General features: G+C 41.7%; 13 protein-coding genes. 6 read left to right on the forward strand and 7 right to left on the reverse strand.

The features are described from left to right. Positions 1-22: 22 nt before the first annotated feature. A complete protein-coding gene (locus tag AC6JA8_RS15645) occupies positions 23-949 on the reverse strand; it encodes a hypothetical protein (RefSeq protein ID WP_102244751.1) in 927 nt (308 codons plus the stop codon). A gap of 167 nt (positions 950-1,116) precedes the next feature. On the opposite strand from AC6JA8_RS15645, the gene AC6JA8_RS15650 reads away from it, so the two are divergent. Beyond that, a complete protein-coding gene (locus AC6JA8_RS15650; RefSeq protein ID WP_102244752.1) occupies positions 1,117-1,779 on the forward strand; it encodes a hypothetical protein in 663 nt (220 codons plus the stop codon). Between the two features lie 88 nt (positions 1,780-1,867). Here the strand turns inward: AC6JA8_RS15650 and AC6JA8_RS15655 are convergent, their stop codons facing one another. The 3 genes from AC6JA8_RS15655 to AC6JA8_RS15665 form a co-directional block, all read right to left on the reverse strand. Further along, positions 1,868-2,650, reverse strand: coding sequence for an N-acetylmuramoyl-L-alanine amidase family protein (locus AC6JA8_RS15655; protein WP_102244753.1), 783 nt, complete (start codon positions 2,648-2,650; stop codon positions 1,868-1,870). Between the two features lie 12 nt (positions 2,651-2,662). Continuing rightward, entirely contained in the window at positions 2,663-3,775 is a 1,113-nt protein-coding gene (locus AC6JA8_RS15660) for a SpoIID/LytB domain-containing protein (protein ID WP_497974638.1), read from the reverse strand. A 147-nt stretch (positions 3,776-3,922) separates the two neighbouring features. Then, positions 3,923-4,588: a uracil-DNA glycosylase family protein gene (locus AC6JA8_RS15665; protein ID WP_497974639.1), complete on the reverse strand. Its 666-nt coding sequence runs from the start codon at positions 4,586-4,588 to the stop codon at positions 3,923-3,925. A gap of 101 nt (positions 4,589-4,689) precedes the next feature. Here AC6JA8_RS15665 and AC6JA8_RS15670 point away from each other — a divergent pair, with 101 nt between their 5' ends. Then, positions 4,690-4,902 carry a hypothetical protein gene (locus tag AC6JA8_RS15670; protein ID WP_102244756.1) on the forward strand — a complete coding sequence of 71 codons (213 nt, stop codon included), beginning with the start codon at positions 4,690-4,692 and terminating at the stop codon, positions 4,900-4,902. Between the two features lie 102 nt (positions 4,903-5,004). On the opposite strand, the gene AC6JA8_RS15675 is transcribed toward AC6JA8_RS15670, so the two are convergent. Continuing rightward, a complete protein-coding gene (locus tag AC6JA8_RS15675; RefSeq protein WP_497974640.1) occupies positions 5,005-5,460 on the reverse strand; it encodes a hypothetical protein in 456 nt (151 codons plus the stop codon). Positions 5,461-5,553: 93 nt separating this feature from the next. Here AC6JA8_RS15675 and AC6JA8_RS15680 point away from each other — a divergent pair, with 93 nt between their 5' ends. After that, positions 5,554-6,420 carry a LysR family transcriptional regulator gene (locus AC6JA8_RS15680; RefSeq protein ID WP_497974641.1) on the forward strand — a complete coding sequence of 289 codons (867 nt, stop codon included), beginning with the start codon at positions 5,554-5,556 and terminating at the stop codon, positions 6,418-6,420. Here the strand turns inward: AC6JA8_RS15680 and uvrC are convergent. Then, positions 6,407-8,179, reverse strand: coding sequence for an excinuclease ABC subunit UvrC (gene uvrC, locus AC6JA8_RS15685; RefSeq protein ID WP_497974642.1), 1,773 nt, complete (start codon positions 8,177-8,179; stop codon positions 6,407-6,409). The genes AC6JA8_RS15680 and uvrC overlap by 14 nt on opposite strands. A gap of 50 nt (positions 8,180-8,229) precedes the next feature. On the opposite strand from uvrC, the gene AC6JA8_RS15690 reads away from it, so the two are divergent. Next, a complete protein-coding gene (locus tag AC6JA8_RS15690) occupies positions 8,230-8,661 on the forward strand; it encodes a hypothetical protein (RefSeq protein WP_497974643.1) in 432 nt (143 codons plus the stop codon). 50 nt (positions 8,662-8,711) lie between these two features. On the opposite strand, the gene AC6JA8_RS15695 is transcribed toward AC6JA8_RS15690, so the two are convergent. After that, complete coding sequence (locus AC6JA8_RS15695) at positions 8,712-10,793, reverse strand: hypothetical protein (protein ID WP_497974644.1); 2,082 nt, start codon at positions 10,791-10,793, stop codon at positions 8,712-8,714. Between the two features lie 172 nt (positions 10,794-10,965). Between AC6JA8_RS15695 and AC6JA8_RS15700 the strand changes: the two genes are divergently transcribed. Further along, a complete protein-coding gene (locus AC6JA8_RS15700; protein WP_497974645.1) occupies positions 10,966-11,559 on the forward strand; it encodes a hypothetical protein in 594 nt (197 codons plus the stop codon). A 105-nt stretch (positions 11,560-11,664) separates the two neighbouring features. Further along, complete coding sequence (locus AC6JA8_RS15705) at positions 11,665-12,327, forward strand: PilZ domain-containing protein (RefSeq protein ID WP_497974646.1); 663 nt, start codon at positions 11,665-11,667, stop codon at positions 12,325-12,327. The last annotated feature ends 1 nt before the right edge of the window (position 12,328 follow it).

A 12,328-nucleotide genomic window follows, 5' to 3' on the forward strand; every position in this document is an offset into this window, starting at 1 on the left:
AGGGAAATTTCGTATAGAGCGTTTAAGTCAGGTTTTTTTGAACGTGCTCAAGATATTTGTTAATTTTCCTGCAGTCGTTGCGCAGATAATAATAACCGATCAAATGCACGCGATTGTGATAATTCCCCTTTAGAAATGAGCGCATTGTCGCAAAGACAGCAAAGGCCGGAGTCGCAACCTTGGCATACATATGCACACCTAAAAGGAAATAAAGAAACAAATGTAAGACTACGAAGAAATAGACGGCGATATCGGCAATAACAAACTGCTCATCCAAAAAATAATTTACTTGATGGTTATTGGCGAGGAACTTTCGGGCCAGTTCAAAAATCTGGTCGCGAATCTCAATGTTAATGGCCACAATTCCTACCGATGACATTAAAGCAAAAATAATAATGATAAGAACGTAGTTAAAAAAGAAGCTGGTTTCAAAAATTGGTTTATGAATGCGCGTGAAATGCACGGGAACTTCACTAGGTGTTACTTTTCCTTTAATAACTCCCTCATCAATCTTGGAAAAAAAGAAAACTGAAAAAGACGTGAGCAATTTCAGGTCAGAGAAGAAATCCGGAGTGTAATAATTCTTCTTATCATTCATCTTATCTTCACAGTACTGCCCGATAACCTTAAAAGGTCTCAGCATAATTCCCGAAAGATAATAACCTAAAACAAAAATAAAAAGTCCTGAGAAGAAAAGCCATCCCAGCTTTTCATAAAGAGAAGAGTAAACAAACTCGAAAAAGGCATCTTGAAAGTCCAAAGCTCCGGGAAATCCATTGGCCACAAAAAAGATCAAATCAATTCTTATGAGAAGATAAGTAAAAAGCAGTACTGAGAGCGTGCATAATAAGGAAACGCCAAGGAACTTCAGCCCCATGCCCACCTTAAACTGCTGCTCTTCATCCGAAAGGAGCTTTAAATATTTGTCTTTGAGTTCGATGAATCCCATAAACGTCTCTTTAAATGAATTTAATCTATTTTAAACCGTATCGTCTAAATCTTGAAAATTCTTCAATTAACCTGAGTTTTTTTGACGGTCTTAGGTTTTTAATTAAAGTCTTTTGTTAAAGTACCCGAATAGTCAGAAGACATATAATCCTACCCGTGGAGACGGATATGAAATCGAGACTAAAATACTCCTTAAACCTTTGCCTGATCGCCACAGCGCTTGTGCTTGTGTCGTGTGGAAAGAAGGAAAATAAAGTAAACAGTAGTATATCGGGGTCTTCTCCTTTTTATACTGGTAACTCTGCGCTGAATACATCGGTGGGAAGTACTATCATCAATCAGGTACAAAGCATTAAGGCCAACGTATCTTGTATGAACGGTTACCGTCTAACTAATGACGTTAGCTTTTATGTTCAAGGTGGTATCGTTGCTTCAAATAAAATCGGTGGTAACTGGCAGTCAGGTTTCTTAACCAACGGAACCATTAATAAACTTTGGATTGGGGTAAGTGCTTACCGCGACCTAATGTTTGTTACTCAAGTTGTAAACGGTTCACAAGTTGTCGGGTTCAACGTAACTCTATCTTTCTGTGAATTAAAGAACACATACTCTACACTTCCATCAATCATCTCTAACGAGCGCGCACTGAGAAACTTCGCCGCTCCATACGGGATCGTACTTGATAGCAATACTTACTGTGGATACAGCGTTGTTGATTTAGCAATGAACACGGTGATCACTTCGGAGAGAAACCTAAGCAATCCATACTCTCCACCTAATGCTCAAATCCCTACATCATTTACAAAACCGACTTGTAACGGTCAGTTCTAAATAAAAAAAGGCCCTCGAAAGAGGGATGACCAAAACTCTTAAAATTAAAAAATAAAAATGCTCCTTAGGGAGCATTTTTTTTGGTCATTTATTTTTTCTTTTTAATCACATTGTATCTGGTTTTCGCCTGTTGCTTTCTGATGTAACTCTCAATCCCATTCACCACAGCTCTTGCATAATCATCCTGAAACTTCGGGTCCATCATTCTCACTCTTTCTTTGTAAGTAGAAATAAACCCTACTTCAAGTAAAACACCTGGGCGTTTTGAAAGCGCTAAGACATAAAAGAGCCCCGGTTTTACACCACGGCTTGGGATTTTATACTTGCGCCCTACCGTCTGCTTTAAAACACCGTGAATGCTTTCCGCCAGAGGTTTTGACGTGCTTACAGTCTGCTCAACAACTAAATCCACCAGGATTTGCTGAACAACGACGTTATCACCTGAGGCCTGGACGTTTTCTGTTTTCTCCACTTTTTTAATCGCCACATCATCGTGGTTATCAAGATAGTAAGTTTCAAAACCGACAGCACCCGACTCTGGGCTGGAGTTAATGTGAACAGAAATAAAAAGATCGGCCTTCGTTTTTTCAGCAATCGCCGCGCGCTCAGGAAGAGTCACCGTGCGATCAAAACTGCGGGTTAAGTACACGCTGTAATTTTTCTGACGAAGAAGTTCGTGAATTCTTTTCGCGATCGATAGAGCAATGTCTTTTTCTTTAATAATGCGAGGAGGATTTTCACCTTGAGTTGTCGCAACAGCTCCATCCTCTTCACCACCGTGGCCTGGATCGATGAGAATCGTCAGGGCCTCTGCGCGTGCGAGCATGAAGCAGCAAAAACTAAAAATAAACAGGGATTTAAAAATAGTCATCAGACCTATAGTCTAATACATCTTTTTCAGAACGTGACCAGGAAAGTAATGAGCGAGGATTTTTTTATATGACCAGCCCTGTTTTGCCAGAGCAAAAGCGCCCATTTGGCAGAGCCCTACACCATGGCCCAGGCCTTCACCATAAATAACAAAGCCACCTCTCTTCATTTCCAGAGAAAAAGAGTTCGATGGAAAAACGACGTTTCCAAAATATCTTCGAAGTACGGCTTTCTCTATAATATAAGGGCGGTCGTTGATATAAAAATTAACCGTGAAGCGGTCGATGTTATCAGGAACCATAACCAGAGAATTAAAATTTGTTTCTAATTTTTCCTGAAGGATCTTTTGATTGCTTGCCCAGCGGAAAAAATCTTTGATTCTTTCATTGCTGATAACCTTGGCCCAGCTTTTTGGACCAATGTTGTGGCAGAAAGGACAGTTTACTGATTGATAGCTCGGTTCTTTATTGTGCCAAACCTGATCTGGTCTTAATGTTTTCCCGCCGCATTTCGCGTGAAAGAAAATCGGGCGAACTTTTCCATCTTCTGAAAGTAGAACTTCGCCTTTTGTTGAATAAGCAGCACTGATGGTTGAATCAGTGGCATCAAAGAATGCGCCCCCGACCTGATGTTTTTCGGAGCTTTCCAGGTCATAAAAAGCTTCGCTTCCCAATTCCTTACTGACTTGCTGACTTTGCATCTTATGAAGAGCATAACTTCTGGCCGCAACCGCCTGTGCCTTAAGTGCTTCCGCCGGCCATTTTGAATTCATCTCTTTAGTTAAGAGAGAGCTGATATAAGCTTCCATCGGAATGTCATTAATAATGTCGCAGCTATCTCCTTTTGGGTTGGTGATAACTTTAAACATTCCCTGATACTTTACATTGTCGTAAGAAAGAAGACCGGTCGGCGACTCAAGTGTCGCCAGGAGAATAGGTTTATTTTTTTGTCTATTGAGAGTTGTGAAAGTTTCACAATTAAACTTCACCGTTTTTTTTCCAGTGTAGTTTTTATAATCATCATTAAAAAGGAGGTGCCTCTTTAGATCAAGGCCTGTGACGTGGATATTTTTTAGAGACTTGCCGATTCTTACGCTGACAACAGGGGCCGCAGAAACACGGTCCATCAAAGTCAAAAATGATAATAAGGTAAGAACTGTTAGCTTGAGCATCCTACTCGACTTAATCCAAAAATGTTTGGTTGAATCCCTTCCGTCCTAGAAGTGATTATTCTTATTAATTGTATCGAAAAAGAGTAAGGCTCGCCTAGGCGATCAAATTTTCCCTACGCGCTCCATAACCTTCTGAAGATCAATCCAAGCTGTGCGTTTCATGTTGGGATTGATGACTAGAAAGTCTGGATGAAAGAGTGGCATAAGATTGTAGTGATAAGATCCTGCAGACTTATCAAAAAATTGCCCGTGAATACCTGACAATTTTTCTCTCTTACCAAGAAGGATATTGGTGACTGTGGCCCCAAGGCTCACGACGATTTCTGGTTTAAATTTTTCAATTTGTTCGATTAAATTTATTGTTTCTGCACTTGGCGTCGTTAAATTTCCGGCCAGGTCGTTGATGTCTTCTAGTTTTTCATCAAACTGGATGCGGTTAAATTCACCAGGCCTTAGCTTCATGGCCTGGATCATCTTACCTAAAAGGTCTTCCCCTTTTCCTTCTGCATAGGTATCCCCAACAAAAAGAACCAGTGAAAGAGCACCTGTTTTAAGCCTTTCCTGAACTTCTTTTTTCACAGGCATAGCAGCAACCACCGGAGCAGTTTTCGCTGGAGCGGGAGCACTTTCCACCTGCACAGACTCATCAAAAGAAAACACCCATGAAGAGTCCTTAAAAAGGGCGCCTTCAAACGTCTTTGCCAGAGGATCTAAGTCTTCTTTTAAAGCTTTAGTTTTTTGAATAATTTTTTTAAATTGTTGGTCCATAAGCAAAATTATCCCTAAGTTCCCATTTTTAAAGCCGGGTGTAAAGACGCGTAAAAATAAATCCGAAAAAGATTATGTAACGTGAAAACAGGAGCACCTGCATGTCAATGGAAACAGACTACAAATTCGAAAACTTTCAAGAATATTACGGCGACATTAAGAACGTAAAAAAGATCATCAATGACTGTCAAATCTGTGGTGCAAAGCTAGTGCTGACTCACCTATCTGATTACAAAAATCTTTTAATGCAAGAATCGGCGAGATGCCCGGACTGCGGACAAGGCAATAGAAAAATCATTCATGTCATAAACTGATTTTATAAAATTAAATCATTTCTTTTCGTAAGGCCCGTACTCAATAATATGGAAAGCCAATCGAATAGACATAAGAGCTCCCCTTCGGGGAGCTTTTTTATTTTAGAATTTAGAAGTCTGCAGATAAACGCGCCCATGATTTCCAATAGAGCATTGGAAAACAGTTTTTTCTTTTAAATACTCTCCCTCATCCCCAGTCACATTTACATAAGTGATATACCCGTCTGGTTTGTAGGTCATTTTCAGGTTTAAGTATGTCGGCCACATAATATTATTTTCGTAACGAAGAAGGATTTCAAAGTTATTTCCATTTCTTTTTGCCAGGGCCACAATCGGCTTTTCTTCAATCGGGTCCCACTCCATAGCTTTTTTAATCTCTCCACCGATAGTTGCATCTGTAATTTGATTAATCCCGCCGAGAGAGTCGCTTGAGATGCTGAATTGGAATGAAGACTTTTCATTATGGCAATCCATCATTAGCCAGCGGTGCTCATCAAGAACAGATTTAGCTGACGCTACATTGACAAGAAACAAGAATCCAATCGCAAGGTACTTCATAGATATCTCCTTTTTATTTTTGCACTATGTACAACAAAAGGAATTGAGATTAAAATAATATAAAGATATAAATTAAATACTAAAAAGGTATAAATGAAGTCGATGAATTTAAACCATTTGGAAGCCTTCTGTGTTCTTTCTGATACTTTAAGTTTTTCACAGGCAGCTAAAATCCTTCACACTTCCCAACCGGCAGTTTCATTGAAGATCAAATTGCTGGAAGAAAACCTTGGATACGAACTCTTTATTAGAGATAAGAAAAACATCGCACTTTCAAATAAAGGTCAATTGCTTCGGGATAAAATTTATCAAAGCTACCTCAATCTAGTGTCTGTTTCGACGACAACTACAGGTGATGCTCCTTTAAAGATCGGCAGTGTCTATGAGGCCGGAGAGAAAATCCTGATTCCAGCGTTAACGAAACTCAACAAAAAGGGGCAACTCTCAAAATTTCAGCTGTCTCTGCGTTCAACTGATGAGTTGATAGACAAGCTTTTAACAGGCGAAATGGATTTCATCCTGATTCACAAAGTCCCGGAAAATAAATCCCTCCACTCCATTGGAGTTTACGAGGACAAGGCCATCTTGATTTCATCACTTAAATCACAACTAAAAGACCTGGAACATAATCAGGTTCTGCCTCTGGCCACTTATCGCCCTGATGATGTCTTTACAACCAATTTCTTAAAAAGCAATTTAACAAAACCACAGATAAAAAAAATTGATATAAAATTTTCAATAAACTCACATCGCTCGATGATTAAAATGGTTTCAGAGCTAGGCTGCTACGCCGTCATTCCACAATCGAGCCTGGGAAAAAAATCTGCTGCCAAAATTAAAGTGCTGATGGAAGATAAGAAGACTTATAAACTCTACTTGTGTACACGCTCCAACTTCTTATCCAATAAAGATAACGAAAGAGTTTTTGAATCGATTGTAAAAGAAATTAAGACTCGCTAGAAGCGCTATCCGCCTTCTTAGGCTTTCTTGGCTTCTTTGTCCCCAGGACTCGTTTGGTTTCTTCTTTGTGGTGGAGTTTTCTTGAGAACCTGTGGGCCTCATCCCTCATCTGAACAATAATTTTAAAAAGTGAGCGGTTTTGATTTAAAAAATAAGGGTTGGCCCTTCCTGGAATTATCAGGCGCTCTTCGGATTTTTTAATATCTTCGCTTCTAAATCCTTCTTTGGTGCGCACGTTTTTAGATTTGGCGATACCAACAACTGGAACTTTAATCTCCAGCTCTTTAAGTGCCTCTTTAAAAACGTTTACCTGTCCCCAGCCTCCATCGACAATAAAGACATCAGGAAGACTTCCATTATCAGACCTTCTGATAATAAGTTCTCTCATCATGGCAAAGTCGTTGTTTCCTTCCGGGCGCTCTTCAAGATGGTAATAGCGGTAATTCTTTTTATCAGGTTTGCCGTCGTGGAAAACAATTTGCGAAGCCGTCGGGCTTGATCCCTGAAAGATAGCAACGTCATAACACTCAAGCACCACTGGTCTTTCTTTAAGTGAAAGAAGGTCTTTAAGTTTATTGAGCCCCACATAGACTGAATCTTCGTGTAGAAGGCGAACTCGCTGTTGTTCAAAAGCGTGATCGCGAGTGAGGTTGAGAAAGGAATCGTATTTCTTTTGTGGAGGACGCACGCGGATGGTTTTACCAAGAGTATTGACTCCGGCCTCAAGCATTTCATTATTTTCCTGATCCATCTGAGTGATAATCAAGTCAGGCAATGAATCATAGGTCGTCGAATAGTATTGAAATAAAAAGTTAAGCACTGATTCTTCCAAAGACTCCACAATATCGAGATTGGAAAAGTTAAAGTTTTTATGTCCAAGAAGAACACCGTTTCTCATCATGTAGACAGAAATATCCACTTCAATCTCACCTTGATAAAAGGCCACGATATCCAGATTCTTCTCATCTCCATGCTCAGCATTTTCTTGCTTAAAGTTATTGGCGAAATCAGAAAGCACGCGAAGGTTGTCGCGGATAAGCGCAGCCTTTTCAAACTCCTCATTCTCCGAGGCTTCATACATGCGCCTTTCTAATTCTTTAATCGTTTTACTTCCGCTTCCTGAAAACATATCGCGGGCGTAGTCGAGATCCTTCTCATAATTTTCTGCACTGATTTTTCCTACACAAGGAGCACTACACTGATGCATTTGATACAAGAGACATGGCTCTTTTCTTTTCCTGAATTCAGACAGCGTGCAGTCGCGCAGACAAAAACTTTGCGTGAGGATGCGAATGATATCCCAGACGTTGCTTCCCGTGACAAAAGGTCCGTAAACCTCAACACCTTTAGCGCGCTTCACCCTTCTGACAAACTCAAGACGCGGGAAAGGTTCATTGTGATTAATCACCACATAAGGGTAGGACTTATCATCTTTCAGGCGGATGTTATATTTGGGAGTGTGCTTCTTGATCAGAGTGTTTTCTAAAACAAAACTCTCTGCGTCCGAAGTCGTCATAATAAAATCGAAGTCGGTAATATGACTGACTAAGATATCAGTTTTGGCATTTTTAGCTGAGTTATTGAAGTATGAAGAGACACGCGAACGCAAATTCTTGGCCTTGCCAACGTAAATTATTTGACCATCTTTGTTCTTCATCAAATAACAACCTGGTTTAGTCGGAAGTAGTTTGGCCTTATCTTCCATTTTCACTGTCACCAGAGTTGCTTTTGTCTTATTGTCCTTTACAGATTCGTCCACTTCTAATACTCTTTTTAAATTCCTTTTACTTCAAAATAGGTTCAAAAATTATGTCTTCAATCGGCGTTGGAAAAGAAATCCTCTCTCACTGCTCTAAATGTAAATTGATTCTAGCACACATCATCGTGACTATGAAATCAGCAACTGAAGCTGATAAAGTTCAGTGTAAGACTTGTAAAGCGACTCACACGTTTAAAGATCCTAGTGCAACAAAGAAGAAAACTTCAATTGATAGAGTCATTAAGAACGCACGTTCTGCTGGTGGTAAAAAATCATCTGAATCAGTAACCGACCTTTGGACAAAAGCAATGAACAAAACGACGTCTCAAGGAAAAGAATACTCAATTAGAGACTCTTTCCAAATGGGAGATGTGATTAATCACCCGACATTCGGACAGGGTGTTGTTGAGAAACTCATCGACAACAATAAGATCGAAGTTCTTTTTAAAGACGATTACAGAACGCTAATGCACAAAAAATAAAAAGGCTCCCATCGGGAGCCTTTCTTTTTTTATCTGATTTAATTTTCTAATTACATTCCAAAGCTTGCTGAAATTCCGCCTTGTACTCCGAAGACTCCGCCTAGGTTTCCAGCAGAGTATGGAGCTCCACCGTAGTACCCAGCTCCACCCATTGAGTATAGGTCGTTGTAAGCTGTTTGATAATTTTGTTGAAGCGCTTGCATCCCCATTTGGTTTGTCATTGCGTTTCCTTGCATACGGTTAGCAATCGCCTGGTTTTGTCCCATGATTCCGTACTGCATCTGCATTTGGGCCTGATACTGATCATAGTATCCACCGTTCATACCACCAGTTCCGTAACCACCTGAACCGTTCCATCCGCCAGTTCCTCCCCAGTATCCACCATTGTTTGGTCCACCAACGCCGACACCGACACCAGCTCCACCACCAATAGTTCCTGGCCCGTAAACACCACCACCTGGGTAGTATCCACCGTTTCCACCAACTCCTGGATAGTATCCGCCGTTACCAGCAACACCACCTGGATAATATCCACCGTTACCACCTACACCGCCTGGATAGTAACCACCGTTACCTCCAACGCCGCCTGGGTAATAACCACCATTTCCACCTACACCACCAGGGTAATATCCACCGTTACCACCGACGCCACCTGGATAGTAACCGCCAGTTCCACCACCTGGATAATATCCTCCGCCACCGATTGGATATCCACCAGCTCCTGCGCCGATGCCTCCACCGATACCGCCGCCAACACATAGGATTCCACATCCACCAGTGTTACCGATACCAATTCCAATTCCGCCTGGGTAGTTAACACCTGGGCCACCTACACCAATAGATCCCCCGATACCAATTCCCGGCCCATAAATTCCACCGGCCCCTGGGTAACCAATTCCGCCACCCATTCCTGGATAACCACCGATTCCACCCATTCCTGGGTATCCACCAATACCGCCGCCGATTCCGATTCCCGGATATCCACCGCCAATACCGCCTCCGATACCACCACCGATTCCAATATTAATTCCACCACCGATACCAGCTCCAGGGTAACCGCCGATTCCACCCATTCCTGGGTAACCACCGATTCCAATACCGCCAATTCCACCAATTCCCGGGTAACCACCGATTCCGATGCCACCGCCGATACCAATTCCACCCATACCAGGGTATCCACCGATGCCGCCACCAATTCCGCCCATTCCTGGGTATCCACCGATGCCACCACCAATTCCGCCCATGCCAGGGTATCCGCCGATTCCACCACCGATACCGATGCTTCCACCGATTCCAGGGTAACCGCCGATTCCACCCATTCCTGGGTATCCACCAATACCACCGTATCCGCCCATTCCTGGATATCCTCCAAGTCCGCCACCGATACTAATTCCACCACTGATTCCAATTCCCGGGTAACCATACCCAAGCATTCCGGCCAGACCGCTACCAATCCCTAAACCAAGACCAGCACCGAACCCGCCGTTTCCAATTCCTGTTCCGTACCCACCATAACCACCACCGTAGTATGGCCCCATCATTCCACCAAGGAATCCTGATGAGTAACCTGCGCTTTGAAATGGGTTGCCGTAACCGCCGTAGCCGTTACCAGAAAGTCCACCGTATCCAGCGTACATTCCCATTCCCATTCCATTACATGAAGCTGCTAAACCCTGAGCTTCGTCAGGAAGAATTGGGTTTGCTCCGCGTTCTGTATTGTAATTTAAATAAGAGTTAAATCTGTTTGTACATTGTGTGTGACCAGCTTCATAAGCATTGGCCCACGCTTGTTGTGATTTATAAGCGTATTTTGCTCCAAGGTATGTCGCTCCCACGTATGCTAGTGGTTGAGCTACGATCCCTAGTGCTTCTACCCATGGATTTGATTCTTGCTTTTGAGCAAAAAGACAGTCGATACAATCTACACCTGCGGCACTCGCCGAAGCTGCGATATCCACTCTTAAACAAGCGCGGTATTCATCTTGATAAGCAGGGTGATTCATCCCTTCACAATCTGTTGATGATGCTGCCAGTGCCGGCGTCTGAAAGTTCATGAGCAATGTCAGTGACATCACACTTGTGAGAACTTTCCCTTTGATACCAGGGCCCTGTTTGTTGTAAAATCGCTTCATAAACGCGTCTCCGAAAAGGATAGAGAGTTCAACTCAATATCTATTTTCGGTAATTACCTGAGAAAAGTTTAGTGAGATCTTTCTGCCTAGTTAGGTTTCTTCTAACCCTAAGGAATTGCGTTTCAAAATACTGGACCTTTCCCCTCTTTTAAATAAAAACCAAGGACCTCATATGGTTATTGCAAATATCGGACTCGCTTTTGAATGGATCGCCTTCTTCCTTTTAATGGGTCTTGGGGTCTACACCATGCGAGTGATTAAAAACGAAAAAAAGAACTACCTGGAAAATTCTCAGGACATTCTTTTTAAAGAATTTAAACTCATCACTCCCCGCTGGTGGAGTGTCGTTGATTCCGGTTCCGAACAAGAACTTCTTTTTAAGCGCCTCGACACTCGCTATGAATGGGAAGCGCGTTTTATCTGGAATACAATTCCCGATCAAAAAGACATCGTTGAACTCTTCAAAGAAAAAATCCACGCACGCGATATTCTCTTTGATGAAGAAAACAGTGTAATTCACAATCCAAGCGACTTCAGAGAGAAAGACCTGATTAAATCCGGCCTTTATGAGATGGTTCGCCTCGAAGGAACAGCAACAGCAGAAAGGGCCGAAAGACTTTATTACGATGCTTTTCTCATCAGAAATTTAAAGAGCGGACAATACATGTATGCTGAAAGTAAAAGCTCTATCCTCAATGGTTTAGTTGAAGGACCTTACTTCGAAGAGGTCATGTTAAGGCTTGCCCTCGTAGAGCAACACACTTAAAAAATTCTTATTTAAGTGCCATATTTTATTGGATGCTTCTCATGCCTAACTAGTTAATACCCATGAAATGTTGGAGAAAATTCTGGATCATCCGATACTACTAGTATGGAAGACTATCGCATTTCAAAAAACCGCGAAGAAATCATTAAGTTAGTTCAAAAGAAGTTTGAATCAGAAACTTCTATGACTATCTGGCAAAAAGACCCGGCCTCAGGTGAGCGCACTTTTAAATGTGAAGTGAAGTTTGCTTCACTTGATTCCTATAATGGAACTTTCACTGTTGCTATCGCTGAAGAACAAAAAGTGACATTCAATCCTAAGCTTGAAACTTATTTTCTACTGCAAGTGCAGGACTTCGTTTTTAAAACCAAGGCCTCTGTTTCAGTGTCTTCAAAAAAAGGTTCACTCGCTTTTCAAATCCCTCACGACGTAAGACTAAAAGAGCTGCGCATTCATCCGCGTTTTTATATTCCTCAGGAAGAAAAACGTTTTGTCTCGGCAAAATTTGAAAGCCGTGACAACAATATTCCTACAGTGGATGTCGCTTGCCCTATCTACAATATTTCGAAAACCGGAATCTGTATTATTGTCAGCAAAGAAACTCTCAGCAATATCAAACTCACAGAGACTATCGAGCTTGAGGGGTTAAGTTTTTTTGATTCGCTGACAAACGAAGCTAAGGCGATTGTGAGAAATGCCCGCATCTACACTAAAAAAGGGTATTTAAACGATGACTACTATGCTCTTGGTTTGGAATTTCAATTCTAAG

The organism is Bacteriovorax sp. HI3 (genome assembly GCF_059738875.1).

What these genes read in the sequence shown, in the direction of transcription:
- AC6JA8_RS15645 (WP_102244751.1), bottom strand. Translation starts at nt 949, where the DNA reads ATGGGATTCATCGAACTCAAAGACAAATATTTAAAGCTCCTTTCGGAT.
- AC6JA8_RS15650 (WP_102244752.1), top strand. Translation starts at nt 1,117, where the DNA reads ATGAAATCGAGACTAAAATACTCCTTAAACCTTTGCCTGATCGCCACA.
- AC6JA8_RS15655 (WP_102244753.1), bottom strand. Translation starts at nt 2,650, where the DNA reads ATGACTATTTTTAAATCCCTGTTTATTTTTAGTTTTTGCTGCTTCATG.
- AC6JA8_RS15660 (WP_497974638.1), bottom strand. Translation starts at nt 3,775, where the DNA reads ATGGACCGTGTTTCTGCGGCCCCTGTTGTCAGCGTAAGAATCGGCAAG.
- AC6JA8_RS15665 (WP_497974639.1), bottom strand. Translation starts at nt 4,588, where the DNA reads ATGGACCAACAATTTAAAAAAATTATTCAAAAAACTAAAGCTTTAAAA.
- AC6JA8_RS15670 (WP_102244756.1), top strand. Translation starts at nt 4,690, where the DNA reads ATGTCAATGGAAACAGACTACAAATTCGAAAACTTTCAAGAATATTAC.
- AC6JA8_RS15675 (WP_497974640.1), bottom strand. Translation starts at nt 5,460, where the DNA reads ATGAAGTACCTTGCGATTGGATTCTTGTTTCTTGTCAATGTAGCGTCA.
- AC6JA8_RS15680 (WP_497974641.1), top strand. Translation starts at nt 5,554, where the DNA reads ATGAAGTCGATGAATTTAAACCATTTGGAAGCCTTCTGTGTTCTTTCT.
- AC6JA8_RS15690 (WP_497974643.1), top strand. Translation starts at nt 8,230, where the DNA reads ATGTCTTCAATCGGCGTTGGAAAAGAAATCCTCTCTCACTGCTCTAAA.
- AC6JA8_RS15695 (WP_497974644.1), bottom strand. Translation starts at nt 10,793, where the DNA reads ATGAAGCGATTTTACAACAAACAGGGCCCTGGTATCAAAGGGAAAGTT.
- AC6JA8_RS15700 (WP_497974645.1), top strand. Translation starts at nt 10,966, where the DNA reads ATGGTTATTGCAAATATCGGACTCGCTTTTGAATGGATCGCCTTCTTC.
- AC6JA8_RS15705 (WP_497974646.1), top strand. Translation starts at nt 11,665, where the DNA reads ATGGAAGACTATCGCATTTCAAAAAACCGCGAAGAAATCATTAAGTTA.